General features: G+C 72.8%; 18 protein-coding genes. 10 read left to right on the top strand and 8 right to left on the bottom strand.

The genetic code is table 11. The features are described from left to right. Positions 1 to 5 precede the first annotated feature (5 nt). The 3 genes from J3S20_RS05210 (at position 6) to J3S20_RS05200 (ending at position 3,857) form a co-directional block, all read left to right on the top strand. Positions 6 to 986: a Bug family tripartite tricarboxylate transporter substrate binding protein gene (locus J3S20_RS05210; RefSeq protein WP_216835195.1), complete on the top strand. Its 981-nt coding sequence runs from the start codon at positions 6 to 8 to the stop codon at positions 984 to 986. A gap of 11 nt (positions 987 to 997) precedes the next feature. Then, positions 998 to 1,864 (top strand): amidohydrolase family protein, encoded by an 867-nt coding sequence (locus J3S20_RS05205; protein WP_216835194.1) that lies wholly within the window; start codon positions 998 to 1,000, stop codon positions 1,862 to 1,864. Between the two features lie 136 nt (positions 1,865 to 2,000). After that, positions 2,001 to 3,857 carry a hybrid sensor histidine kinase/response regulator gene (locus J3S20_RS05200; protein WP_216835193.1) on the top strand — a complete coding sequence of 619 codons (1,857 nt, stop codon included), beginning with the start codon at positions 2,001 to 2,003 and terminating at the stop codon, positions 3,855 to 3,857. Positions 3,858 to 3,888: 31 nt separating this feature from the next. Here J3S20_RS05200 and J3S20_RS05195 read toward each other — a convergent pair whose 3' ends face one another. Both J3S20_RS05195 and J3S20_RS05190 read right to left on the bottom strand, forming a co-directional pair. Then, on the bottom strand, positions 3,889 to 5,124 hold the full coding sequence (locus J3S20_RS05195) for an MFS transporter (protein WP_343215160.1): 1,236 nt from the start codon (positions 5,122 to 5,124) through the stop codon (positions 3,889 to 3,891). Next, positions 5,121 to 5,792: a nitroreductase gene (locus tag J3S20_RS05190; RefSeq protein ID WP_216835192.1), complete on the bottom strand. Its 672-nt coding sequence runs from the start codon at positions 5,790 to 5,792 to the stop codon at positions 5,121 to 5,123. The genes J3S20_RS05195 and J3S20_RS05190 overlap by 4 nt, the downstream gene beginning before the upstream one ends. Before the next feature lie 144 nt (positions 5,793 to 5,936). On the opposite strand from J3S20_RS05190, the gene J3S20_RS05185 reads away from it, so the two are divergent. Further along, complete coding sequence (locus tag J3S20_RS05185) at positions 5,937 to 11,087, top strand: two-partner secretion domain-containing protein (protein ID WP_216835191.1); 5,151 nt, start codon at positions 5,937 to 5,939, stop codon at positions 11,085 to 11,087. Positions 11,088 to 11,105: 18 nt separating this feature from the next. On the opposite strand, the gene J3S20_RS05180 is transcribed toward J3S20_RS05185, so the two are convergent. The 3 genes from J3S20_RS05180 to J3S20_RS05170 form a co-directional block, all read right to left on the bottom strand. Next, entirely contained in the window at positions 11,106 to 11,975 is an 870-nt protein-coding gene (locus J3S20_RS05180; RefSeq protein WP_216835190.1) for an EF-hand domain-containing protein, read from the bottom strand. Beyond that, positions 11,972 to 13,216, bottom strand: coding sequence for a hypothetical protein (locus J3S20_RS05175; protein WP_216835189.1), 1,245 nt, complete (start codon positions 13,214 to 13,216; stop codon positions 11,972 to 11,974). Before J3S20_RS05175 ends, J3S20_RS05180 begins: the two co-directional genes overlap by 4 nt. 90 nt (positions 13,217 to 13,306) lie before the next feature. Then, entirely contained in the window at positions 13,307 to 14,662 is a 1,356-nt protein-coding gene (locus J3S20_RS05170) for an APC family permease (RefSeq protein ID WP_216835188.1), read from the bottom strand. Between the two features lie 157 nt (positions 14,663 to 14,819). Between J3S20_RS05170 and J3S20_RS05165 the strand changes: the two genes are divergently transcribed. From J3S20_RS05165 to J3S20_RS05155, 3 genes are read left to right on the top strand one after another with little or no spacing between them, the layout of a single operon-like run. Next, on the top strand, positions 14,820 to 15,803 hold the full coding sequence (locus J3S20_RS05165) for a Bug family tripartite tricarboxylate transporter substrate binding protein (protein ID WP_216835187.1): 984 nt from the start codon (positions 14,820 to 14,822) through the stop codon (positions 15,801 to 15,803). A 1-nt stretch (position 15,804) separates the two neighbouring features. Then, on the top strand, positions 15,805 to 16,320 hold the full coding sequence (locus J3S20_RS05160; RefSeq protein WP_216835186.1) for a tripartite tricarboxylate transporter TctB family protein: 516 nt from the start codon (positions 15,805 to 15,807) through the stop codon (positions 16,318 to 16,320). Continuing rightward, the gene (locus J3S20_RS05155; RefSeq protein ID WP_216835185.1) at positions 16,320 to 17,816 is read left to right on the top strand and encodes a tripartite tricarboxylate transporter permease; all 1,497 of its coding nucleotides are present in this window, start codon (positions 16,320 to 16,322) and stop codon (positions 17,814 to 17,816) included. The genes J3S20_RS05160 and J3S20_RS05155 overlap by 1 nt, the downstream gene beginning before the upstream one ends. A gap of 246 nt (positions 17,817 to 18,062) precedes the next feature. Here the strand turns inward: J3S20_RS05155 and J3S20_RS05150 are convergent, their stop codons facing one another. Both J3S20_RS05150 and J3S20_RS05145 read right to left on the bottom strand, forming a co-directional pair. After that, complete coding sequence (locus J3S20_RS05150) at positions 18,063 to 20,516, bottom strand: membrane-bound PQQ-dependent dehydrogenase, glucose/quinate/shikimate family (RefSeq protein WP_216835184.1); 2,454 nt, start codon at positions 20,514 to 20,516, stop codon at positions 18,063 to 18,065. Positions 20,517 to 20,570: 54 nt separating this feature from the next. Further along, positions 20,571 to 21,203 (bottom strand): TetR/AcrR family transcriptional regulator, encoded by a 633-nt coding sequence (locus J3S20_RS05145; RefSeq protein WP_216835183.1) that lies wholly within the window; start codon positions 21,201 to 21,203, stop codon positions 20,571 to 20,573. Between the two features lie 87 nt (positions 21,204 to 21,290). Between J3S20_RS05145 and J3S20_RS05140 the strand changes: the two genes are divergently transcribed. Genes J3S20_RS05140 through mdoH form a run of 3 tightly spaced genes read left to right on the top strand, consistent with a single transcriptional unit; the run spans position 21,291 to position 24,167 of the window. Continuing rightward, positions 21,291 to 21,701, top strand: a complete 411-nt coding sequence (locus J3S20_RS05140; protein WP_216835182.1) for an abscisic acid-deficient protein Aba4 family protein — start codon at positions 21,291 to 21,293, stop codon at positions 21,699 to 21,701. After that, complete coding sequence (locus J3S20_RS05135) at positions 21,698 to 22,471, top strand: hypothetical protein (protein WP_216835181.1); 774 nt, start codon at positions 21,698 to 21,700, stop codon at positions 22,469 to 22,471. Before J3S20_RS05140 ends, J3S20_RS05135 begins: the two co-directional genes overlap by 4 nt. Before the next feature lie 31 nt (positions 22,472 to 22,502). Then, positions 22,503 to 24,167 (top strand): glucans biosynthesis glucosyltransferase MdoH, encoded by a 1,665-nt coding sequence (gene mdoH, locus J3S20_RS05130; protein ID WP_216835180.1) that lies wholly within the window; start codon positions 22,503 to 22,505, stop codon positions 24,165 to 24,167. On the opposite strand, the gene J3S20_RS05125 is transcribed toward mdoH, so the two are convergent. Continuing rightward, positions 24,164 to 26,125 (bottom strand): alpha/beta hydrolase domain-containing protein, encoded by a 1,962-nt coding sequence (locus J3S20_RS05125; protein WP_216835179.1) that lies wholly within the window; start codon positions 26,123 to 26,125, stop codon positions 24,164 to 24,166. The genes mdoH and J3S20_RS05125 overlap by 4 nt on opposite strands. Positions 26,126 to 26,184: the final 59 nt, after the last annotated feature.

Genomic DNA, 26,184 nt, shown 5'->3' with positions numbered 1-26,184 from the left:
CCGCCATGCCCATCGCCACCATCACCCGCCGCGGCCTGCTGGCCGCCGGCGGCAGCCTCGGCTTGCTTTCGTCGCGGGCGCGCGCGGCGGATTATCCGAACCAGCCGATCCGCCTGATCGTCCCCTTCCCGCCCGGCGGCACCGTGGACGTCACGGCGCGGCTGGTGATGGGCAAGGTGGCGGAGCTGCTGGGCAGCGCCGTCATCATCGACAGCGCGCCGGGCGCCGGCGGCAATGTCGGCACCCAGCGCGTGGCGCGTGCCACGCCGGATGGCTATACGCTGCTCTTCACCGCGCCGAACCACACCATCAATCCCAGCCTGACGCCGAACAGCGGCTTCGAGCCGGAGCGTGATTTCGCGCCCATCTCCCTGGTGGCGCAGATCGCCGAATTGCTGATCGCGCCGCGCTCGGCGCCCTTCGCGACCTTCGCGGAATTCGTGGCTTATGCGCGGGCCAATCCCGGCAAGCTGACCTACTCCTCCGCCGGCATCGGATCCCATCCGCATGTGACCATGGAGCTGATGCTGCGTCGGCTGGGGCTGGAGGTGCTGCACGTGCCCTATCGCGGCGCCGCGCCCGCCTTCACCGACCTCGTCGCCGGCCGCGTGCAGCTGAAGCTGGACAGCCTGGCCACCTCCGCCGCAAGCCTGGCGGAGGGTTCGATCCGCGCGCTGGCCATCGCCAGCCGCGAACGCTCGCCCAAGCTGCCGGATGTGCCGACCATCGCCGAGATGGGCCTGCCGGGCTTCGAGGGGATCCTGTGGATGGGTGTGGTGGCGCCGACCGGCACACCGCCGGAGGCCATCGCCACCCTGTCCCGCGCCCTGATGGCCGCCGCCCGCGACCCGGAGGTGATGGCGCGGCTCGACCGCGCCGGCGTCGAGCCCGTCGGCAATACGCCCGAGGACTTTCGGGCCCTGATCGCGCGGGAAATCCCGCTTTGGCGGCAGGTGATCCGCGACGCCAATATCCGCGCCGAATGAAAGGCCACCGCATGCCACCCATGACACCGCCGCCCGATCCGAATCCGAAGACGCCGCGGCTGGTCTGCCCGCCCGGATCGGTGGATGGCCAGGTGCACCTGTTCGGCCCGGCCGCGCAGTACACCTTCGATCCCGGCAGCAAATACATCTCGGAGGATGCGCTGCCGGAGACCTGCATCGCGATGCACAAGGCGCTGGGTATCGACCATGGCGTGATCGTCAGCGGCGGCGGCTACGGCATGGACACCACCCATCTCGAACACACCCTGGCGCGCTTCCCGGAGCATTTCCGCGGCGTGGCGCTGCTGAAGCCCGGCACGACCCAGGCCGAGATGGCGCGGCTGCATGCCCTCGGCGTGCGCGGCCTGCGCTTCGTCAGCCCGCATCACGGCGCGCATCTGCCGTATCTGTCGGAGGATGCGGCGGCAATGGCGGCGGAGCTCGGCTGGGTGGTGCAGTTCTACCCCTCCCCGCGCGACCTCGAGGATTTCGCGGACCGGCTGATGGCGCTGCCCGGCCCCGTGGTGCTGGACCATTTCGGCGCGGTGCCGGCCGCCGGCGGCACGGGGCAGCCCGCCTTCCGCACCCTGCTGCGGATGCTGGACAGCGGCCGGGTCTGGGTACGGCTTTCCGGCCCCATGCGCTGCACCAAGGAGGACTTCCCCTATGCCTCCGTCACCCCGCTGGCCCGCACCCTGGTCGCGCATGCGCCGGAGCGGCTGATCTGGGGATCGGACTGGCCGCATGTGAACATGCAGGGCCGCGTCATGCCGAATGACGGCGACCTGCTGGACCTGATGCTGGACTGGACGCCGGAGGAAGCGGTCCGCAACCGCATCCTGTCCGACAATGCAAGGCGGCTCTACGACTTTCCCTAGAGTCGAAGCCGCGCGATGCGGCCAAGGCGGCCGCCAGATGCGGTGCGGCAACCGCCGGTTGAGCGTGCGCAAAAGGTCGCGCTATACTTCAAGGCAACATGACGAGGCGCCCCCAAGCCTGCGGGGCGGAACCGGGTTGCCTGAGATTCATCTACCGACGGTCTTCGTCTTCTCCGCAGTCCTGAGCGGATTTCTCGGCCTGGCGATGCTCTGGCTGTGGACGCAGGATCGCGCCGAGCCGGCGCTGGCCTGCTGGGGCCTGGCGCGGCTGCTGGGTTCCGGCGGCACGGTGCTGATCGGCGCCCGTGGCGTGATGCCGGACTGGGTCTCGATCGACCTCGCGAATACGCTGATCTGCATCGGCTTCAGCCTGCACTGGACCGGCGCGCGGCAGTTCGAGGGCCGGCAAGCCCTGCCCTGGGTGATGCCAATCGGCGCCATTGCCTGGCTCGCCGCCAACCAGGTGCCCGCCTTCCATGCCAGCATCGACATGCGGGTGGCGCTGATGGGGCTGGTGATGCTGGTCTATAACGGCCTGGCGCTGCGCGAGCTGGTGCGCGGCCAGCGCGCGGCGCCGCTGCCATCCCGTCCGCTGTTCATCATGCTGCTGACGGGCGTCACCATCACCTACCTGGCGATCGCCGCCATCACGCTCGCCTTCGCGCCGCGGCCGGTCGGCAACCAGCTGCCGGCGGGCTTCATGTTCGGCGCGCTAGTCTTCCTGAACGTCGTCTTCCTGGCCGGCGGCACGGTGCTGCTGGTGGCGCTGAGCAAGGAAAAAGCGGCGGCCCGCGCCACCGCCGCCATGGCCGCGGCGCGCGATGCGGCAGACCATGCCAGCGCGCACAAGACCCGCTTCCTGTCGCGCATGAGCCATGAGCTGCGCACCTCGCTGAATGGCGTGATGGGCCTGGCCCAGGCGCTGGCGCATGACCCGACCATGGGGCCCACGCAGCGACTGCAGGCGGTGACGCTGGAACAGGCCGGGCGCCACCTGCTCGCCATCCTGAACGAGGTGCTGGACATCTCCCGCATCGAGGCCGGGCGCTTCGTCGCCCTGCCGCGACCGCTGCAGCTGGAGGGCTTCCTGCGCACCAGCCTGGCGATGATGCAGGACTCCGCCCAGGCCAAGGGCGTGACGCTGGAGCTGCAGCTCGATCCCGGCCTGCCGCGGACGGTGATGGGGGATGGGCTGCGGCTTCGCCAGATCCTGATGAACCTGCTGGCCAATGCCATCCGCTTCAGCCCGCAGGGCAGCCAGGTGACGCTGCGCGTGGCCGCGGCCGGGGATCAGGTGGAATTCGCCGTCACCGATGCCGGCAGCGGCGTCGCCCCCGCCATGCGGCCGCATCTCTTCGAGGAATTCGCCCAGGGCCATGCCGCCGAATCCCGCACCGGCAGCGGGCTCGGCCTGGCGATCAGCGCGGCCCTGGCGCGCGCTCTCGGCGGCAGCCTGGCGCATGCGGATGGGCCGCAGGGTCGCGGCAGCTGCTTCACCCTGACGCTGCCGCTGCCGGCGACAGCGGCAGAGGCCCCGGCGGCGGAGGGACCACCCATGGTCGCGCCCGCTGCCCCTGCTGCGGCGCTGCGCATCCTGGTGGTGGACGATGTCGCCGCGAACCGCTTCGTCGCCATGGCCCTGCTCGGCCCGTCCGGCCACCAGGTGATCGAGGCCGAGAGCGGGGAGGCCGCGCTCGCCATGCTGCAGACCGGCCTGCTGCCGGACCTGATCCTGATGGATGAGCAGATGCCCGGCCTGACCGGCAGCGCCACCACCGCCCGCATCCGCGCCTTGCCGGGCCCGGCGGCGCGGCTGCCGATCCTGGCCCTGACGGCGGATGCCCTGCCGGAACAGGTGCAGGCCATGCTGCAGTCCGGCTTCGACGGCCACCTCTCCAAGCCCGTGGAACGCCAGGCGCTGCTGGCCGCCGTCGCCCGCGCCGGTATGGCGCGCCAGGCCCGGGCGATGGAAGCGGCGGACCGCCCCGCCTGATCGCCCCGCCTGACCGTTGCCGCCTGACAGCTCAGCCCGGCGCGCGCCGCAGCCGCCGCGCCCGCCACAGCAGCGCGCCCACGATCGCGACATTCACCGCATTCCAGGCCATGCCGTTCAGGAAGGCCATGGCATAGCTGCCGGTCCAGTCGAAGACGAGGCCCGAAAGCCAGCCGCCCAGCGCCATGCCCAGCAGGGTGGCCATCAGCACGATGCCGACCCGCGTGCCCGCCTGCCGCGCCGGGAAATACTCGCGCACGATCACCGCATAGCTCGGCACGATGCCGCCCTGGAACAGGCCGAACAGCGCCGAGATCAGGTACAGCGACACCAGGCTGTCGAAGAACAGGTAGAAGGCCAGCGCCACCGCCTGCAGCACGGATCCCAGCAGCAGCGTGGCCAGGCCGCCGATGCGGTCCGCGATGAAGCCCGAGACGATGCGGGAGACGATGCCGCAGGCCAGCATCAGGGACAGCATCTCCGTCCCCCGCGCCACGCCGTAGCCGAGGTCGCCGCAGTAAGCCACGATATGGACCTGCGGCATGGCCATGGCGACGCAGCAGCCGATGCCGGCGAAGCAGAGCAGCGCGGTCAGGCTGTTGGGCGCCATCCCCAGCGGCCGGTCGGTCGCCAGCGGCGGCGCCCCCGCCACCACGGGCGCCACCCGCAGCACCGGCGCCCGGGCCCGCAGCAGCAGGGCCAGCGGCAGCATGGTGACCAGCAGTGCGATCCCCACCAGCAGATGCGCCATGCGCCAGCCCTGCGCCACGATCAGCGCCTGCAGGATGGGCGGCCAGACCGTGCCGGCCAGGTAGTTCCCCGAGGCCGCCAGCGCCACCGCGATGCCGCGCCGCCGCCGGAACCAGAGGGAGGCATCGGCCATCAGCGGCCCGAAGGCGGCGGACGACCCCAGCGCGCCGATCAGCACGCCCTGCGCCAGCGCAAAGGCCGTCAGGCTCGGCGCCATGGCGGCCAGCACATAGCCACCCGCCAGCATCACCGTGCCGAACAGCACCGGCACCATGATGCCGAAGCGGTCGGCCAGCCGTCCCATCAGGATGCCGCCCGTCGCGAAGCCGATCATGGTCAACGTGTAGGGCAGCGAGGCCTCGCCCCGCGTCGCGCCGAATTCCGCCTGCACATAGGGCAGCGCCACCACCACGGACCACATGCCGGCGCCGCCCAGCGTGGCCAGGCCGACGATGGCCGCCAGGCGGATCCAGCTCTGCCGGCTGTCGAGAACCGCGGCCGCGGGGTCCGGGCTCACGCCTCCGGACCGAAGGTGACGAAATCCGCCAGCGGCGCGCGCTCCGTCTCCAGCCGGTTGGTGGGCTCGTCCGGGTCGGCGAAGCCAAGGGACATGCCGCAGACCAGCGCCTGGTCATCCGCCAGGCCCAGCACGCGCCGCACCACGTCATGGTGGTCGCACCAGGCCGCCTGGGCGCAGCTGTCGAGGCCGAGGCCGCGCGCGGCCAGCATGATGGATTGCAGGAACATGCCGTAGTCCAGCCAGGACCCCTGGTTCAGGTCGCGGTCGATGGTGAAGAACAGCCCGACCGGCGCGCCGAAGAAATCGAAGTTGCGCGCCCGCTGGGCATGCCCCGCCGCCGCATCGCCGCGCGCCACCCCGGCCAGCTGATACAGACCCCAGCCCACCTTGCGGCGGCGCGCCAGATAGGGCTCCCGCCAATGGGTCGGATAGTATTCGTAGTCCCGCTTCACGGTGGCGCCGGCGTCATGCGCGGCGCGCACCTCGGCACTCAGCCGCGCCTTTTCCGCCCCTTGCGTCACCCGGACCTTCCAGGGCTGGATATTGGAGCCGGAGGGGGCGCGGGCGGCGGCGGCCAGGATCCGCTCCAGGCTTGCGCGCGGCACCGGATCCGGCCGGAAGCCGCGCAGGCTGCGCCGCGTGGCCAGCGCCTCGAATACATCCATTGTTGACCAACGCCCTCCGTCTGCGCGCCATCCTGTCCTGCCGGGCGGTTGCAGGCAATTCGCCGCGGGTGGGTAAGCCCGCGTGCATGGTGGGTGGAAAATTCGCTTCATGGTTGGGTGAGGATTGACGCAGGATGCGGCCGCATGCGCCGCAGACCCACTTTTCTTGCCCCCGGCCTTCTCGCGGCCGCATCCGGCCTCGCCGCCGCGCCCGCCGCCGGCCAGGCGCCGGATGCGCGGCCCTCGGGCGGCGCGGTGGTGGCCGGCCAGGCCAGCATCAGCCAGACCGCCAGCCGCACCCAGGTGAACCAGGCCAGCGACCGCGCGGTGATCGAATGGCAGCGCTTCGATGTGGGCCGGAACCACCAGGTGGATATCCGCCAGCCGGCCGCCACCTCCTGGTCGCTGAACCGGGTGACGGGGGGCGACCCCTCGGCCATCGCCGGGCGCGTCACCTCCAATGGCGGGGTGGCGCTGGTCAATCCGGCGGGGGTGGTCTTTCACCAGGGGGCGCAGGTGGATGTGGGGGCGCTGATCGCCACCACCTCCGACATCACCAACCAGAACTTCGTGGCCGGCCGCATGGTCTTCGACGGGGCGCCGCGGCCCGGCGCGCGGGTGGAGAACCGCGGCCAGGTCACCGTGGCGCAGCAGGGGCTGGCCGCGCTGGTCGGGCCGCAGGTGGCAAATTCCGGCACCATCCGCGCCCGGCTCGGCCGCGTGGCGCTGGCGGCGGGGGAGGCTTTCGCGCTCGACCTCGCTGGCGATGGGCTGCTGGCGTTGGATGTGACGCGCCAGGTCGCCACCGCGCCCTCCGGCGCCACCGCCCTGGTCACCCAGTCCGGCACGATCGAGGCCGAGGGCGGCAGCGTGCTGCTCAGCGCCCGCGCCGCCTCCGGCGTGCTGGAAAACCTGGTCCAGGCCGGCGGCAGCACCAGCGCGGCGCAGGTGGCGCTGCGTGCGGAAGGCGGCGGCGTGCGGATCGACGGCGCGCTGGCCGCCCGCAGCATCGAGGCGACGGCCAGCGGCACCGTCCAGGCCAGCGGCACCGCCCGCATCACGGCCAGCCCCGGCGGGCAGGTGACGCTGGGCGCCGGCGCGGAAAGCCGCATCGGCCAGCCGCGCCGCCTTTCCGCCCGCACCACGGTGGCGCGGGGCGCCGAAATCTCGGCCCCGGGCGGCACCGTCATCGTCCATGCGGCGGAGCGCACGGAGATGCGCGGCGCCATCACGGCGGAAGGCGGCGCCATCGAGGTTTCGTCCCGCGGCGCGCTGGCGCTGGACGGGGTGATGCAGGCCGGTGCGAACGGCACCGTGCTGGTGGACCCCGTCACGCTCCGCGTGGTCACCACGCTCAGCGGCGCCACCGAACCGGCGGAAATCACCGCCGCCAGCATCGGCGCCACCACCGGTGCGCTGACCCTGCAGGCCGAACAGGCCATCCGGGTGGAGGCCGCGATCCAGAAACCCACAGGCCGGCTGACGCTGGAAACCACCAGCCCCACCGCCCAGGGCATCGAGATCCGCCGCGACATCAGCGTGACCGGCGACCTGGTGCTGCGCTCGGCCGGGGACATCACCCAGTCGGCCAGCGGCGCGGCGCTCGATCTCGGCACGCTGGAGGCGCAGAGCAGCGCTGGCGCGGTGCGGCTGAATGCCGCGGCCAATACCATCCGCGCCATCGCCGGCGGCAGCGCCGCCACCCGCTTCGACGTCACCAGCCGCCTGGCCATGTCCATCGACGGTCCGGTGACCGCGGCCGATATCGCGCTGGAGACGCCGCAGACCCTCAGCCTCTTCGCGCCCCTCACGGCGACCAATGGGCTGGACCTCTTCGCCCTGCGCGGCGTCAGCCAGCAGGCCAGCGGCGCCGGGGTGACGGCCGGGCTGCTGCGGCTGGATTCGGCCCTCGGCCCGGTGGCCCTGGCCGGGGAGGGCAATGGCATCGCCCGCCTCGGCGACGCCTTCGTGCCCCAGGGCCTGGCGCTGACCACCACGGGGCCGCTGGAGGTGGCCGGCGGAGTCAATGCCGGGCTGGTGACGCTGGAGGTGCGCCAGGGCGACCTCACCCAGGCCGCCAATTCGCGCCTGGTGGCAGAGACGCTGCAATTGCGTGTGCCGGACGGCCAGGTGCGGCTCGATGCCGCGCTGAACGGCATTGCCCAGCTCTATGGCGAGGCCGGCGACCGGCTGCTGGTCGCCACCGCCGGGGACCTGCTGCTGTCCGCGCCGCTGAGCGCGCCGGAGATCGCGCTGCGCCTGGGCGGCGGGCTGACGCAGGATCAGGGCGCGCGGCTGTCCACCATCCGGCTGGACCTGGATGCGCTGGGCGCCGTGACGCTGGCGGATCCGAGCAATGCCATCGCCACGCTCGGCACGCTGCGCAGCGATGGCGCGATCAGCCTCGCCACCTCCGGCGCGCTGGACCTGCTGGGCAGCGTCACCGCGCCCAGCGTGACGCTTGCGGCCGGCGGCGCGCTGCGGGCGGGGGCGGGCTCCGCCCTGGTGACGGATCGCGCCCGGCTGACCGGCGGCAGCGTGGGGGTGAATGGCGGCGGCCATGCCTTTGGCGTCCTGGCCGGCGGCGGCGCGACGGGGGATTTCCGCCTGGAGCTGGACGGCGACCTGCGGCTGGATGGGGCGTTGACGGTGGGCGGCGCCCTGGCGCTGGAAGCCGCCGCGCTGTCACTGGAAGCCCCCGTCACCGCCGGCAGCGCCCGCCTGCGCGCCCGGCTGGGCGATGTCACCCAGGATGTCGTGGGCGCGATCCGCGCCGGACGGCTGGTGGCGGAAGCGCCGGCCGGGCAGGTGCTGCTGGCCGCGGCGGCGAATGACGTCGCGCAGATCGGCGGCACGGCGCTCGGCGATTTCGCCTTCCGCGGCAGCGGCGATGCGGCGCCGGACCCGCTGGCCGGCTTGGCCGGCGCCCGGCTGCTGCTGGAATTCGGCGGCAGTTTCCGGCAGAGCCCCACCGCCGCCGCCGGCCTTTCCACGCCGCGCCTCCTCATCCAGGCGGGCGGTTCGGTGGAGCTGCGCGGCCCAGCCAATGCGGTGGCGGAGCTCGGCGCCAGCAGCGCGCCCGGCGGGCTGGCGCTGCACAGCAGCCAGGCGCTGAACCTCGCCGCGCCGCTGAGCACGGGCGGGGAGCTGGACCTGGCCGGCACCGCCCTCACCCAATCTGCCGGCGCCAGCCTCTCCGCCAGCCGGCTGCTGGCCCGGGCCAGCGCCGGCGACGTGCTGCTGGAGGATGCGGCGAACAGCCTGCCGCGCCTCGGCCCCGGCAGCGCCACCGGCCAGTTCCGCGTCGCCACCAGCGGCACCATGACGCTGGAAGGCGCGCTGAGCGCGGGCGATACCGTCTCCCTCCTCGCCGCGGACAGCCTGGACCAGGCCACGAGCGGCGCCGGCATCGCCGCGCCCCGGCTGCTGGCGCGATCCGTCTTCGGCAATGTCACGCTGCTGGGGTCCGGCAACAGTTTCGGCGCGCTCGGCGCCAGCGGGGCGGCGGGAGATTTCGCCCTGGCGCAGCAGGGGCCGCTGGCGCTGGGGCTGGAGGGGCCGATCGCCGCGCCCACCCTGTTCTTCCGGACCGAGAACGGCCTGACGGACGTGGCTGGCGGCGCCCTGCGCGGGGCGACGCTGCGGCTGGAGACCGCCGGGCCGGTGCGGCTGGATGCCGCCGGACGGCATGCCGTCGATTCCGTGGGCGGCCGCGCCGGCAGCCTGGCGCTCGCGGTGGACGGGTCGTTGCAGGTGACGGAAGCGTTGGCCGCGCCCGGCGCGCTGACGCTCTCCGCCGCCCAGCTCGGCCTGCTGGCCCCGGTCGCCGCCGGCACGGCGCAGCTGGAGGCGACCGCGGGCGACATCACCCAGACGCTGCGCGGCGCCGGGCTTTCCGCCACCATCCTGACGGCCCGCGCCATGGCCGGGCAGGTGCTGCTGGATGGGCAGGGCAACCGCGTGGCGGCGCTGGGCGCGGGCGGCGCCTCCGGCGGCTTCGCCATCGCCCAGGAAGGCAGCGCGCCGCTGCTGCTGACGGGCGGGATCGCCGCCGGCACCATCTATCTGCGCGCCGAGACCGGCATCCAGGACGGCCCGGGGGCGCGGCTTTCCACCGGGCTGCTGCGCCTGGACACGCCGGGCGCGGCGCAGTTCGGCCAGGTGCATGACGTGGCGCTGCTCGGCGGCCAGCTGGGCGCGCTGACGCTGTCCAGCAGCGACGCCCTGGCGGTGGAGGAGGCGCTGGATCTCATCGGGGCGCTGAACCTCTCCGCCGCCTCGCTGCGCTTCGCCGCACCCGTCTCCGCCGGAGGCGCGACGCTGCAGGCCCTGTCCGGCGACATTTTCCAGGAGGCCAGCGGCGCGGGGCTCCGCATCGGCAGCGGCGGGCTGCGGCTTTCGGCCACCGGAAACATCGCGCTGGAAGGGGCGGGCAATGCCGTGCCGCTGCTGCGGGGCGCCAGCGCGCAGGGTTCGCTCGGCCTGCTGTCGACGGGGGCGATGACCGTCTCCGGCACCGCCAGCGGCGCCGATGTGGTGCTGCGCTCGGCCGGGCCGATGCGGCTGGATGGCGCGGTGCTGCAGGCCGATCGCGCCGTGCTGCTGGCCAGCCCCCAGGGTTTCGGCGCCGGCGCCGCCAGCCGGCTGGTGGCGCGCGACGCGGCGGCGCTGCCGGTACTGCTGATGGACAGCCGCACCGGCGGCCTCACCGCCATTCCCGTCGGCCTGGCGGCGGACCGGCCGGGCCTGGCCCCGGCGCAGCAGCCGACGCAGCTGGCCAGCTTCGGCCCGGCGCAGGCGGCACCCGCGGGGCCGGCGGTCTTCGCGCTGGAGGCCGGGGCGGCGCCGGTCTTCCTGCTGCTGGACCGTGCGGCCGTGCTGGGCACACTGGAGGCCGGGCGGCTCGGCGTGCTGGGCCAGGGCGGGTCCGCCTTCCTGCTGGGCACGCTGGGCGGCGTAGGCGGAGAGGCGGCGGCCCGGCTGGTGGCGGTGCCGGCGGCCTCCCCCGGCTACCAGTTCAACAACTGCGTCATGGCGGCCAGCACCTGCAGCGGCCTGCCGCCGCCGGTGACGCCGCCGGTGGATCCACCGGTCATCGCCCCCCCGGTGGTGCCGCCCGTGGTGGACCCGCCCGTCCTGCCCCCGGTGGTGGTGGTGCCGGACCCCGGCCCGCTGCTGCGGGTGGCGCTGCCGGCCAATGATACGGCGCCGCGGCTGGCCGAATGGGACCTTCGCCGCGGCGTGCCGACCGTGCTGGTGCCAGGCCTGCGGCGGCCCGAGGATGAGGAGGAGTAGGAGGAGTAGCCCCGGCGCTCAGCGCCAGTTCGCCAGCCCCTCCATCAGCCCGCGCAGCATGCCCGCACCCTCCGCCACGCCATCCAGGCGCAGCGGCCGGCCGGCGGCGGTGCCCGGCGCGGTGGCGAAGCCGACGCGGTCCTGCGTCAGCTCCCCGGCCGAGATCCGGCCATCGCCGTCATAATCCAGGCTTTCCATCAGCAGCCGGGCGGAGAGGATGCCGGCCAGGCTGCCGGCGCCGAGGCTGATCGCCACCGCATCCTGCGTCGCCCCGCCCTCCACCGCCGCCAGCCAGGCGGCGCCGCGCAGCAGCCGGGCGAGCTCGGCCACCGTCAGCACGCCGTCGCCGCTGACATCCGCCTGGGCCACGATGGCCGCGGCGCAGGCGCCCGGCGTGCCGCTGCCGCAGCCGGCCTCCAGGTGTTCCAGCGCGGCCAGGAAGGCAGCGCCTTCGCCATGCAGCGCGGCCAGCGCCACCGGCGGTGCGGGGCAGCGGCGCCAGCTGGCCAGCTCGGTCTCCCCCGGCAGGCGGTCGTCGCGCAGCTTGGCCTCGGGCTCCGCCGTCTCCAGCCCCGCGGCCCCGGCTTCGCCGCCGGGGCGCAGCATCAGCCGCGGCGCCTCCGCCCCGCCGCCGGTGCCGATGGTCCAGCCGGCGGCGCTGCGCAGCTGGCGGAAGCGGAACAGGCGGGAGGGTGCCTCCGCCTCCACCCGCGCGGCGGCGCGCGCGGTGACCAGCAGCATCGCCTCCGGATCGGTGCATTCGCCGGCGAACCAGGCGCCGCGCAGCGCCTCCGGCACGCCCGCCCCCGTCTCGGATTGCGCCTGGGCCGCGAAGGGCAGCGCGAGGAACAGCAGGGCAGCGCCCAGCCAGCTGCGGGCCTGCATCATCGGATCTCGATCTCCTCGCCCTGGCAGAGGTCGAGGCCCGGCCGGCTCACCTCCCGCCCATCGCGGAACACCACCACCAGATCCGCCGCGCAGGCATCGGCATCGGGCGCCTCCAGCTCCAGCGTCTCCCCCACCCCCAGCACATCGGCGCCCAGCCGGTCCGGCCCGCGCGGTTCGCCGGGCGGCGCGGCATAGATCTCGACGATTGGCAGCGGGCCGGCATTGCGCAGGCGCAGCGGGCCGGGCTCGGCTTCCGTGGCCGCGCCGGGTGGGCCGGCACTGACGCGGGGCGCCTCGGCCGCCGGCTCCACCCCCAGCACCCAGCCGGGCGTCAGCACGATGCGGGGCATGTCGCAGATATTCACCTCGCGCCGCTCCTCGGCGCCGCCATTGGGGAAGACGATGCGGATATCCGCCTCGCATTCGCCTTCCAGCTCCACCATCGCCTCCTCCCCCACCGGCAGCAGGGTGGTGGTGCCCAGGCGTTCCGGGCCCCAGTCGCTGTCGGTGCTGGCGGAGACATAGACCTCCTGCACCGTGGCCAGGTGACGGTTCACCAGCACCAGGCTGTGGCGCGGCAAGGGCGGAACGCCGCTGCGGTCGAAGACCACGCCGCGCTCCGCGCAGAGGTCGAGCTGGGACTTCACCTCCTCCCGGTCATCGGCATAGACGGCGCGCAGGTCGAAGCGGCAGGCGCGGGTGCGCATGCGCAGGCGGAAGCCGCCGCCCGGCTCCACCACCTGGCTGCCCAGCCGGTCCGGCCCCCATTCGGCGCCGCCATCGCTGCTGGCATAGAGCTCGCGCAGCACCACCTCGCTGCGATTGGCCACCGCCACTTCCAGCGTCGGCATGGCGGGGTCGCCGAAGACCAGGCGCGGGTTGCGGCAGATATCGACGCCGTTGCGCGTCTCCTCCCGCCCATCCTGCCAGACCGCCACGATGTCGAAGCTGCAGCCGGACTGCCGGCCGAGCCGCGCGCGGAAGGTGGTGCCGGGCGCCACCATCTCGTCGCCCAGCCGGTCCGGGCCACGATCGGCAGAACCGCGCGGAAAGACGTAGAGGAAGTTGAGCGTCAGGTCGGTCTCGTTCTGCACCGTCACCTGGCGGTTGGCCGGCTGCGATTGCTGCGCGTCCGCCACGGCGGCCCCCAGCGTGCAGAACACCAGGGCCAGCAGAATGCGGCGCGCCTGCCGCAGCGCGGAGAGGGCCAGCTTCGGCCGGAAGGCCGGAACAGCGCGCATGGAAGACCGATTCCCTTGTGGAAGCATCACCATGCGGAGCGTGGCCGCGTCCTGCAAGGGCGCAGCCGCTTCACGCGGTTTCGCGGCGCACTATGCTGCGGGCAGTGTCTCCTCCGTCACTTTCGGGCGCAGCACGGCATAGCCCAGCAGGATCGCCGCCAGCAGCGCGCCGGCCAGCGCCGGGGCCCGCCAGTCGCCGGTGCCCAGGCGGTTGAGCAGCAGCGCGGCGCAGACCAGGGCGCCGGCCGCCGGCACCGGCCAGGGCACCTCGAAGCCGCCCTTCCGCTCGCCCGGCCGGCGCTGCAGCACCAGCAGCGCCACATTCACCACGGTGAAGACCGCCAGCAGCAGCAGCACGGTGGCCGCCGCCAGCTGGCTGATATCGCCGGCCAGCACCAGCGCCACCAGCACCGGCAGCAGCGCCAGCGTTGCCACATGCGGCGTGCGCCGACCGGCATGGACGCTGGCCAGCGGCTTCGGCAGCAGCCCCTGCCGGGCCATGCCGAACACCAGGCGGGACGCGGTGACATAGTTCAGCAGCGCGGTATTCGCGACGGCGAAGACGGTGATGGCGACGTAGAACCAGCCCGGCAGCCAGGGCGCGGCGCGGGCCATCACCTCCGCCAGCGGCCCCGGCGCCGCCGACAGCTCCTGCCAGGGCACGACGGAAACGGCGGTGATCGCCACCGCGATATACAGCACGGTGGCGGCCAGCATGGCGCCGATGATGCCGAAGGGCAGGGTGCGGCGCGGGTCGCGCGCCTCCTCCGCCACATTGATCGTGTCCTCGAATCCGATGAAGGCGAAGAAGGTCAGGATCGCGCCGGTCATCAGGAAGGACAGGCCGATGCCCTCATTCCCCGGCGTCTCCAGCAGGTCGGCGCTGCCCCAATAGGGAATGCCCACGATGATCACCAGCACCAGCCCGATGGCCTCGACCGTGGTGCAGAGGATGTTCACCCACATGCTTTCCTGGATGCCGCGCAGCACGATGCCGCAGATGATCAGCAGGAAGCCCAGCGCCAGGACGAGGGTGGGCACGCCCTCCAGCCCCGCCAGCCGCAGCAGGTTCTCCGCCACCACGCGGGACTGGGTGGCGACGGAGGAGAGGCCGGAGGCCATGACCGCCAGCCCCACCACCCAGGTCAGCAGCGGCCGGGCGAAGGCGCGCTGGGCGATGGTCGCGGCGCCCCCCGCATGCGGATAGCGGCTGCCGAGCGAGGCATAGGACAGGCCGGTCAGCAGCGCCGCCACCATCGCCACCAGGAAGCCGAGCCACACGGCCGAGCCCAGCTCCCCGGCCGCGCGCCCCACCAGGCCGTAGATGCCGGCGCCCAGCATGCCGCCCAGCGTATAGGCGAAGAGCTGGAAGGGCCCGATGCTGCGCGCCAGCGTCGGTCCCTCCGCGGCGGGGGCCTGGCTGGCCGGGACGGTCGAAGCACTCATCAAGGCGGCTCCTTGCGCGAAATCAGCGGCGGCAGCAGCAGGACGCGTGACGAATAGGCAAGGTTCCTCGGCCGCGGCCACCGCCCCGGTCGCCGGACTTCCGGCGCGGCGGGCGGCTGATTAAGGTGGCCTTCGGAATGCGCCCATTGGAGGAAACATGACAAGCCGCCGTACCCTGATCGCCGCCACCGCCGGCCTGGCTGCATCGGGCCTTGGGGCCGGCCTGCTCGGCCGCCCCGCCTTGGCGCAGCAGCGCTTCGAGAGCCTGTTCGTCTTCGTCCCCGCCGGCCCCGGCGGCGGCTGGGACGGGCTGGGCCGGGCGCTGGAACAGGCCTCCCGCGCCGCGAACCTGGTCGGCAGCTTCCAGTTCGAGAATGTCGGCGGCGCCGGCGGCATGGTGGGCCTGCCCCGCTTCATCAGCCAGCGCCGCGGCCGCCCGAACGCCCTGATGGTGGGCGGCGCCGTGATGGTCGGCGCCGGCATCACCAACCGCACCCCGGTCAGCATCCGCGACGTGGTGCCGGTGGCGCGCATGACGACGGAGCCCGGCATCATCGTGGTGCCCGCCAGCAGCGAGTTCCAGAAGCTGTCCGACTTCACCGATGCGCTGAAGGCGAATCCCGGCGGCACCTCGGTGGCCGGCGGCAGCGCCGGCGGCATCGACCACATCATCCTCGGCCTGATGCTGAAGTCGCTGGGCCGCAACGCGCGGGAAGCCAGCTACGTGGCGTTTGCCGGCGGCGGTCCGGCCCAGGCGGCGATCCTGGGCGCGCAGGTGAAGGCCGGCATTTCCGGCGTCTCCGAATTCGCCGAGCAGGTGAAGGCCGGCCGCATGCGGGCGTTGGCCACCACCGGCGAGACGCGCAGCCTGGACGGCGTGCCGACGCTGAAGGAAAGCGGCATCGACATCGTCATGGGCAATTGGCGCGGCCTGTTCGGCGCCCCCGGCATCAATGCCGCGCAGACCCGCGCGCTGGTCGACTACGTCACCGCCGTGCATGCCAGCCCGGCCTGGCGCGAGATCCTGACCACCCGCGGCTGGGACGACGCCTTTCTGACCGGCGACGCCTTCGCCCAGTTCCTGACCCGCGACCACGCCGAGACCGAGCAGGTTCTGCGCGACATCGGCCTGGCGAGCTGACATGAACGCCAGCACGGCCCGCCGCGGCCTCCATTCGGGCCCCGATCTTGCCGCGGCGCTGTTCGTGCTGGGCGTCGGTCTGCTCTCCCTCTGGCAGACCGTCATCATCCCGACCTCGCCCATCTACGCGCAGGTCGGGCCGAAGGTGGTGCCCTACCTGGTCTCCGCCTGCCTCGTCGGCCTCGGCATCGGGCTGACCACCGTCGCGATCCGCGGCGGCTGGTCGCAGGATATCGAGGAGCTGCAGGACGCGGCGCCGCTGAACCCGCGCGCGCTCGGCCTGCTGCTGGCGGGCCTGCTGGCCAACCTGGTGCTGATCGAGCCGCTGGGCTTCACCATCGCCGCCACCGCGCAATTCGTGCTGGTCGCCGCCGCCTTCGGGTCGCGCGCCTTCCTGCGCAACCTGGTCATCGCCTTCATCGTCGCGCTGTCCGCCTACGGGCTTTTCGTGAAAGGGCTCGGCGTGAACATCGGCGCGGGCGTGGTGGAAACGCTGGTCTTCGGAGACCCCGGCTGATGGGTGCGATCGAGGGCCTGACACTCGGCTTCAGCCATGCGCTGTCGCTGTCCAACCTCGGCTGGGCGCTGCTCGGCTGCTTCCTCGGCACCGCCATCGGCGTGCTGCCCGGCATCGGCCCGGCGCTGACCATCGCGCTGCTGCTGCCGATCACCTTCAGCGTCTCCGCCACCGGCGCCTTCATCCTGTTCTGCGGCATCTTCTACGGCGCGATGTATGGCGGCTCCACCACCTCCATCCTGCTGAACACGCCGGGTGAGTCGGGCTCCATCATCACCGCGCTCGAAGGGGCGAAGATGGCGCGGAACGGGCGCGCCGGCCCGGCGCTGGCCACCTCCGCCATCGGCAGCTTCGTGGCCGGCACGGTGGGCACCATCGGCATCGCCTTCCTCGGGCCCATCGTCGTCGAGCTCGCGCTGAAGCTCGGTCCGGCCGAGTACTTCATGCTGATGGTGCTCTGCTTCGTCACCGTCTCCGCCGTGCTCGGCGGCTCCGCGCTGCGCGGCCTCACCAGCCTCGGCTTCGGCCTACTGCTCGGCCTCGTCGGCGTCGACCTGCAGACCGGCCAGCCGCGCCTGACCTTCGGCGTGCCCGAACTGCTGGACGGGGTGAACGTCGTCCTCGTCGCCGTCGCCCTCTTTGCCGTGGGCGAGACCCTCTACCTCGCCTGGCGCTACGTCGAAGGCCCCGTCGAAGTGCGCCACGTCGGCAGCATCATGATGAGCAAGTCCGACTGGAAACGCTCCTTCTGGCCCTGGATCCGCGGCGCCGGCCTGGGCTTTCCCTTCGGCGTCATGCCCGCCGGCGGCACCGAAATGCCGACCATGCTGAGCTACTTCATGGAACGGAAGCTGGTGCGCCCGGAACATGAAAAGGAATTCGGCACCACCGGCGCCATCGAAGGCGTGGCCGGCCCGGAAGCCGCCAACAACGCCGCCGCCGCCGGCGTGCTGGTGCCGATGCTCACCCTCGGCCTGCCGACCAGCGCCACCGCCGCCATCATGCTCTCCGCCTTCCAATCCTACGGCATCCAGCCCGGCCCCCTGCTCTTCACCACCCAGGCCGACCTGGTCTGGACCCTGATCGCCAGCCTGTTCATCGCCAACGTCATGCTGGTGGTGCTGAACCTGCCCCTCGTCGGCCTCTGGGCGCGCATCCTGAAAATCCCACAACCCCAGCTCTACGCCGGCATCCTCGTCTTCGCGACGATCGGCACCTACGGCATCAGCAACTCCGTCATCGACCTCGTGCTGCTCTACGGCATCGGCATCATCGCCATGTTCATGCGCCGCTTCGACTTCCCGGTGGCGCCCGTGGTCATCGGCATGATCCTGGGCCCGATGGCCGAACAAGCCATGCGCCAGGCGCTCACCATCAGCCAAGGCGACTGGACCGTCTTCGTCACCCGCCCCATCAGCCTGGTCATCCTGCTCATCGCCATCGCCGCCCTCGCCGGCCCCCGCCTCTACGCCGCCTGGCTGCGCCGGATGGCGTGAGGGTGCCGCGGGTGGTTTGCAAGGAGGGCTCCGCCCTCCCTGCACCCTCCCGCCAAGGGGCAGTGGCCCCTTGGAACCCTTGAATCATGAGCAGGAATGGAGAGGGGGCCGGAGCGACCGCATGATCTGCGGTACCGCTGGCCCCCTCTCCATTCCTGCTCAAAGGTCCTGAGGTCCAGGAGGCCTCTGCCTCCTGGCAGGGGGTGCAGGGGGACAGCGTCCCCCTGCAATCACCCGCGCACCCTCTCACCGCCCCGGCAGCGCATAGGCGATGACGTAGTCGCCTGCGGTGGTGCCGAGGGAGCCGTGGCCGCCGGCGATGACGAGCAGGTATTGGCGGTTGTCGGTGCCGGTGTAGGTCATGGGGGTGGCCTGGCCGCCGGCTGGCAGGCGGGATTCCCAGATCTGTGCGCCGGTCGTCACGTCGTAGCCGCGCACGAAGTTGTCCAGCGTGCCGGAGGCGAAGGCAACGCCGCCGCGGGTCATGATCGGGCCGCCGAGATCGGGCACGCCCATGCGGAAGGGCAGCGGCAGGGGCGTCAGGTCGCGCACGGTGCCGTTGCGGTGCTTCCAGGCGATCCGGCCATCCGTCAGGTCCGCCCCCGCGACATAGCCCCAGGGCGGCTGCTGGCAGGGCAGGCCGATGGGTGACAGGAAGGGCTTGAGTTCCACGGCATAGGGTGTGCCGAAATTCTCATTCAGTGCGGGCAGTGCGCCCGGCGGCGGGCTGCCGCCCTGGACGTAGAGCTCCGTGGCGTTCTCGCGCGGGATGAGGCGGGAGACGAAGGCGAGGTAGGCTGGCGTGGTGAAGGCGATCTGTCGTTCCGGGTCCACGGCGATGCCGCCCCAGTTGAAGACGCCGAAATTGCCGGGGTAGACGATGGAGCCCTGCAGCGAGGGCGGCGTGTAGCGGCCCTCGTAGCGCAGGCGACGCAGCTGGATGCGGCAGGCCAGTTGGTCGACCAGCGTGGCCCCCCACATGTCCCGCCCGCGCAGCATCGGCGGGTCGAAGGACAGGGTGGAGACGGGCTGGGTGGGGGCGGTGGTGTCGCCCGGCGCGGCGCCCTGCGGGGCGGGCACCTCGCGCACCGGCAGCAGGGGCGCGCCGGTGCGACGGTCGAGGACGTAGAGCTCGCCCTGCTTGGTCGGCTGCACCAGGGCCGGCACCGTCTGGCCACCGATGGTCAGGTCGACCAGCGTCGGCTGGGAGGGGACGTCGTAGTCCCAGAGGTCGTGGTGCACGGTCTGGAAGACCCAGCGCAGGCTGCCATCCGTCAGGTCCAGTGCCACGACGGAGGAGGAGAAGCGCTCCACCGCCGGGCTGCGGTTGCCGCCGAACTGGTCCGGTGGCTGGTTGCCGAGCGGGACGTAGACGAGGCCGAGCGTCGCATCGACGCTGAGGATCGACCAGGCATTGGGCGAATTGGCGGTGTAGGTCGCCTCCGGCGGGATCGGCGCGGTCGTGTCCGGCGCGCCGGAATCCCAGTTCCAGACCAGGGCGCCGCTGCGCGCGTCGTAGCCGCGGATGACGCCGGACTGCTCGGTGGTGGAGACGTTGTCGAGCACGGTGCCGCCGATGACGAGCACGCCATTGGCCACCACGGGCGGGGAGGTGGAGTAGTACCCGCCCGGCCGCGGGTTGGGCATGTTGGCCCAGAGATTGATCTGCCCCGTGCCATCGCCGAAGTTGCGGCAGACGGCGCCGGTGGCGGGGTCCAGCGCGATGACGCGGCCATCGGCCGTCGGCATGAACAGGCGGGCGCCGCAATCGACGCTCGGCGTGCCGCCGCCGGTGGCGATGGGCAGGTTCGGCACGGCGGCGCGGGCGTCGGCCTGGCGCGCGGGGTCCAGCGGCCGGGGCGGCGTGGCGGGGGCCGCGGCCTCGGCGGCCGAAAGCCAGGACAGGCCGCGGCAGGTCAGGTGCTGCAGCGCCAGGTCGTTCAGGATGGTGGGGCGGTAGCGCCAGATCTCGGCGCCTGTGGTGGCATCCAGCGCGATCACCGCCTGGTGCGGGGTGCAGAGGAACAGGCGGTTGTCGATCTTCAGGGGGGTGACCTCGAAGGTCGTTTCCTGCGGTTCCCCCGGCTGGCCGCGCGTATCGCCGGTGCGATACTGCCAGGCGACCTCCAGCCGGGCGATGTTCTGCGGCGTGATCTGGTCGAGCGGCGAGAAGCGCTGGCCCAGGCCGCTGCGGCCATAGGCGTGCCACTCGCCAGGCGGCACCCCATCGGGGGCCGCGGCGATGCGGCGGTCCGGCAGGTTGCCCTCGATCGCATGCGGGTCGCGCAGCATGGCGATGCCGGCGGTGACGCCGGTGGCCAGCACCACCAGGCCCAGCGCCAGGCCGCTGCCGGCCCGCGCGCGGGTGCCGAGCGGGCGGGTGACCCAGGGCGTCAGCAGGACCAGGCCCAGCACCACCAGCATGCCGCCGCGCGGCGCCAGCGCCCACCAGTCCAGCCCGACCTCCCAGATCGCCCAGCCGAGCGTTCCGAGCAGGAGCAGCGCGAAGACCACCAGCGCCTCGGCCCGGCCACGCCAGAGCAGGGCGCCGCTGGCCAGCAGGGCGAGGCCCGCCAGCAGGTAGAACCAGGACCCGCCGAGCAGCGCCAGCCAGGCGCCGCCGCCCGCCAGGGCCAGGCCGGTCAGCAGCAGGATCGCCGAGACCAGGCGCGGCAGGAGCAGCGAGGGGGATTGTGGCATGAAAGTGGCCTCCGGACCTGTCCCGGTGCCAACGCTTCAATCCGCGCAGGTTTCCTAAGCGCAGGGATCCGTTGCGCAGGCCGCGAGCAGCAGCGCCAGCAGATCCTCCGCCACCTCAGCCTCGCGCGGCGGCGGATACCAGAGGTCGCTTCGCGGGGCCTCCGCCCGCAGGGTGCAGAAGCCATGCACCCCGGCCCAGGCCAGCGCCAGCCGCGCCCGCATGGCGCGGTCATCCGCCCCGGGCACCAAGGCGCGCATCGCCGTATCCAGCGGGTCCCGCGCCCGGCTGGAGGCTTCCGCCCAGGCCGGATCCGCCGTGTCGATCAGGTCGGTGCGGAACATCAGGCGGAAATGCGCCGGATTGTCGCGGACGAAGGCCATGTAGCCGCGGCCGGTGGCGGCCAGATGCTCCGCCGGGTGGGCTTCCGCCGGCAGCGCCGCCACGGCGGCCTCCATGGCTTCGCGCAGCCGCTGCGACTGTTCCGTGGCGAAGGCCGTCATCAGCCCACGCTTGTCGCCGAAATGTGGCGTGGCGGCGGAATGGGAAACGCCGGCGCGGCGGGCGCATTCGCGCAGCGTCACTGCCTCCGGCCCCGATTCCTGGACGATCTCGGCCACCGCATCCAGCAGGGCGCGGCGCAGGTCGCCATGGTGGTGGCGGCCGCGGGCTTTGGGGGTGACGGACATGCGGCGAACTCTGCGCCGGGCGATTCAACTTGACAATGGTCAGATCCAAGTCAGAGACTGACCAACGTCAAGTTGCGGGAGCCGGACGTGCCCCTCGAAACCCTCTTCTCCGCCGCCGGCAGCTTGGCCATGGCCGGCTGGCTGGCCCTGCTGCTGGCGCCGGGGCGGCGCTGGGCGAACTGGCTGCTCGCCGGGCTCGCTTTGCCCGCCCTGCTGGCCGCGCTTTATGTCCTGCTGCTGGCCAGCCATTGGGGCGGGGCGGAAGGCGGCTTCGGATCGCTGGCGGAGGTCGCGGCGCTGTTCCGCAACCCGGGCCTGCTGCTGGCCGGCTGGGTGCATTACCTGGCCTTCGACCTGTTCCTCGGCGCCTGGATCTGCCGCCGCGGCACGGCGGAGGGGATGAACCCCTGGGTGATCCGCCTCTGCCTGCCGCCCACCTTCCTGGCCGGGCCGGCGGGGCTGCTGCTGTTCCTCGGCCTGCGCCTGGTGCGGCGATGAGGGCGCTGGTCGCGGAGCTGCACCGCCGCCATAGGCTGCTGGCCTGGGCCGGCTGGGTGGCGCTGGGGTTCCTGGCCTTCAGCCTGGCCGCCATGGCGCTGGACGGGCGGCAGATCCATGGCGTCTCCGTCTGGACCAAGCCGGCCAAATTCGCCGCCTCCTTCATCCCCTGGTTCTGGACGCTCGCCTGGGCCTGGGGCGTGCTGGCGCCGGCGGCGCGGCGCGGCGTGCTGGCGGGGCTGGTGCTATGGGTGACGCTGGGGGCGGCGGGTTTCGAGCAGGTCTGGATCACCTGGCGCGCGGCGGCCGGCCTGCCCAGCCATTTTGCCGAGGATCCCCTCGGCCAGTTGATGTTCAGCCTGATGGGGCTGGGCGCGGCGCTGCTGGTGGCCATGGCCGCGCTGCTCGGCCTGCTGGTGCTGTGGCGCGGGGATGCGGGCCAGCCGCGGGCCTGGCGGCTGGCGGTGGGGCTCGGGCTGCTGGTGGCGGGGGTGCTGGGCGGCGTCACCGGCTTCGCCATGGGCGGCGCCGGCAGCCCGCTGGTCGGCGGCAGCGGCACGCCGGGCCTGCCGCCCTTCTTCTGGGCGCGCGATGGCGGCGACCTGCGGGTGGCGCATTTCCTCGCGATCCACGCCATGCAGGCCCTGCCCGGCTTCTGGCTGCTGACCCGCGCCGGAGCCTGGCCGGTGACGGCCGCCAGCCTCGCCTGGGCGGGGCTTTCGGTGGCGGCGCTGCGGCTGGCGCAGGCGGGGCTGCCGCTCTCGCCGTAACGGCGCCATCATCGGGCGACAGGACTGGGGGATGACTGCCGAATCGCCCCTGCTCCGCCGAAGCCTCTTTGCCCTGCTGGTCGCAGCGATCGCGGCGCTGCTGCTGGTCCTCACGCTGCGCGCGCTGTGGCCCGGGGGCATCGGCGCGCTGGAATGGGCGATCTTTGGCTGTCTCGCGCTGACCACCCCCTGGGCGGCGCTGTCCGCGGCGAATGCGCTGGTGGGGCTGGTGATCCTGCTGCGCGCGCCGGACCCGCCCGCCGCCGTGCTGCCGGCGCTGGCCCGCGCGCGCCCCGGCCCGCCCGACTCCGTCACCGCACTTTTCGTCTGCCTGCGCAACGAGGACATGTCAGCGGTCCTGCCGCCGCTGTCCCGGCTGCTGCGCGAGCTGGAGGCGGAAGGGGCCGGCGACCGCTTTCGCCTCTGGCTGCTCTCCGACACCCAGGACCCGCAGGCCGTCGCGGCCGAGGAAGCGGCCGTGCAAAGCTTCCTCGCCGCGCATCCCACCGCCCGCTACCGCCGCCGCGCTGACAATGCCGGCTACAAGGCCGGCAATGTGATGGAGGCGCTGGACCACCAGCTGACGGACGAGGCCTTCTTCCTCACCCTCGACGCCGACAGCGTGATGAGCGCCAGCGCCGTGCTGCGTTTGGTTTCCGTCATGGAGGCCGATCCGAAACTCGGCATCGTGCAGCAGCTGATCGTCGGCCGGCCCGCCACCGCGGCCTTCCCGCGCCTGTTCCAGTTCGGCATGCGCGCCGGCATGCGCGCCTGGGCCACGGGGCAGGCCTGGTGGCAAATGGATGCCGGCCCCTATTGGGGCCACAACGCCATCCTGCGCGTCGCCCCCTTCCGCGACCATGCGAAGCTGGAGGCGCTGCCGGATGGCAGCCGCATCCTCAGCCACGACATGGTGGAATCGGTGCGGCTGCAATCCGCCGGCTGGGCCGTGCGCTGCCTGCCGGCGGAAGACGGCAGCCAGGAGGCCAATCCCCCCGCCTTGCCGGAATTCCTGCGCCGCGACGAACGCTGGGGTGCCGGCAACATGCAGTACCTGTGGCTGTTCCGCCTGCCGGGGATGACCTGGCTCGGGCGGCTGCAGTTGTTGCAGGCGATCCTGCTGTTCCTGGGCGCGCCGCTCTACGCCCTGGCGCTGCTGCTGGCCGCCGCAAACGGCCTGACGGGCGGTGGTGCCGCGACGCCGATGGGCGCACTGGCGCTGGCCGTCTTCGCGCATTGGCTCTGCTACTTCGCGCCGAAGCTGGCGGGTTATGCGCAGGTGCTGCTGCAAGGCCGCGTTGCGCAGACCTATGGCGGGCGCGCGGCCTTCGCGCGCGGGGCGCTGGCGGAGCTGGTCTTCATGCAGTTGTTCGAGCCGCTGTCAAACCTGAACAAGGCGCTCTTCCTGGCCCGGCTGCCCTTCGGCGCGCGCCCCGGCTGGCTGCCGCAGAACCGCACCGATCGCGGCGTCTCCTGGCGCGACGCCACCCGCCTGCTCTGGCCGCACAGCACCATCGGCCTGCTGCTGACGGCGGCCTTCGCTTTGGTCTCCGCGCCGGCCCTGCTACTGGCCCTGCCCTTCACGGCCGGGATGATCCTGGCCGTGCCGCTGTGCGTGGCCACCGCCGATCCCGGCCTCTCCGCCTGGCTGCGCCGGCACCGCATCGCCGCGGTGCCGGAGGAGCTGGCGACTTAAGGCGCCAGCCGCGCCAGCTGCCCAGCCTGCGCCGCCGCCACCGCGGCTTCCGCATCCGCCGGCAGCAGCAGCCGCGCCGCCACCAGCCGTGCGCTCGCCTGGCGCACCGCCGTCACGTAGGATTCCGGCGTCGGATACAGCTCCTCGATCGAGGGCCGCGGATCGCCCGCCGCCTGGCCCGCGGCGCGCGTTTCGGCGAGCGGCACCACGCCGCCGACCTGGGTGCAGATCTCCTGTGGCCCATCCGCCCCCGCCTGCGCATTCCAGCCGACATAGGTGGCGCGCGGCGCCTCGATGAGCGGCAGGCGGATGCCGGCCACCGCATTGCCGTCCAGCCCCGCGCGCGGCAGGAAGAGCGGATAGGATCCGCGCACGCTCGGCAGCGGCGCCGTCTGCTCGATGAATTCCGCCCGCACATACTGCCCGCGATAGGGCAGGCCCGGGATCGCCGGATAGACCATCTCGGGCCGCGTCAGCGTGCCGGCGGCAAGTGTCGGGAAGCGGGTCGCCGGCGGCTCCACACCCTCACGCACCCAGGCTTCCATGGCGACGATCAGCGCCCGCAGCGCCGTGCCCTGGCTCACCGGGTTCAGCGGCATCGCGCAGGCTGCGCTGCGCCGCGCCACGGCGTTCCACGGATTGCCATGCGGGGCGCCTGCGACCATGTAGGCGCGCACATTGGCCGGCAGGTCGTGATGGTTGCCGGCGGTGTCCGTCACCAGCAGGCTGGCCTGCGATCCCCAGAATTCGAATTCCGAATCCATCTGCATGATGGCGGGGCAGGTATTCGTCAGGCTGCAGCGCAGCAGGATGCCGTCGCGCCGGCCGCTGACCGCATCCTCCATCACGGCATAGGTGAAGGGAAAGCCGAGCACCGGGAACAGCCGGTCATATTGCGGCCCGGGATTGCGGCCCGGCTGCCCGAAGCGCGCATTGGTGAAACTGCGGCGCGCGCCGGGGATCACCGGCATCATGCCCTCGAAGACCAGCCGCCCGGCCTCGTCCTGGTTCATGCCGAAATAGAGAAAATCCCGCAGCACGCGGCCGGATTGCGAAATGCCGAGGCCGATGGCGCGATCCACCGTGGGCCGCCCCTGTACCGCCAGCGGATTCTCGGGGCCCGTCACGCGGCGCAGGAAGGCGGTGACGTCGCGGATCGCCGCGAGCCCGATGCCCGTCACCTTCGGATCCCGCGCCGTATAGCTCAGCTCATACAGCGCGCCGGCATCCATCCCTGCGGGCCGCGTGATCTCGATCGTGCTGTCATCGATGAAGCTGAAGCCAAGCCCGGCCGGCGTCTGCCGCTCCATGTCGGTCCGCGCCCGCACCGTCAGCCGCGCGCTCGCGCGATCTGCCACCGGATAGCTCAGCGTCACCCGCTGGGGGCTGGTAGCATTTGAAAATGTCCATTCCTCGCGGGAGGGGCCGGTGAGGCCCGGCACGGTCGGCAGCGCGATGCGCAGCAGATCCGCCCCCTGCGGGCTGTCATGCTGCCAGCCTGCCCAGACGAGCGTAAAACCCTGGTCGAGCAAGAAGCCGTTGCCCGCATCGCCCGGCTGCGCCAGGCGGATGCCGGCCGTGCCATCCGTGTCCTGCGTCCAGCCGGGCAGCAGCTTGCGGCCGCGGTTCAGCACCTCGAACAGCAGCGTGCCATTGGGCCGCGCGGGGCGCAGGATCACCACATCCGTCGTCGCCTCCACGCGGCCCTGCGCATTGCGCGGCGCGCGGTCCAGGTCGACGATCACCGCATTGCGCGGGTCGGCCGGATCCAGCGCCAGCGTCGCCCGCGCCGTGATCTTTTCCGCCTGCCCACGCGCGCCGAATTCGCGCCCGCCCAAGGCCGGCGCGTCACGCGAGAGAATCTCGAAGCGCGTCACCTCGGCCGCCGCCGGCAGCGCGACGCCCATCATCAATGCCAGCGCGCCCCAGCGCGCCAGGCTTGCCTGCACCTTGCCCATCCCGTCCCTCCGGCCGCGCTTGCTGCGCCTTGCGACCGGCATGCTTCGCCCGGTTGCGC

Origin of the sequence: Falsiroseomonas tokyonensis, from assembly GCF_019024325.1 — a bacterium.
In the GTDB taxonomy this organism is placed as follows: Bacteria; Pseudomonadota; Alphaproteobacteria; order Acetobacterales; family Acetobacteraceae; genus Falsiroseomonas; species Falsiroseomonas tokyonensis.
This window is presented reverse-complemented; position numbering and strand designations above follow the sequence as displayed.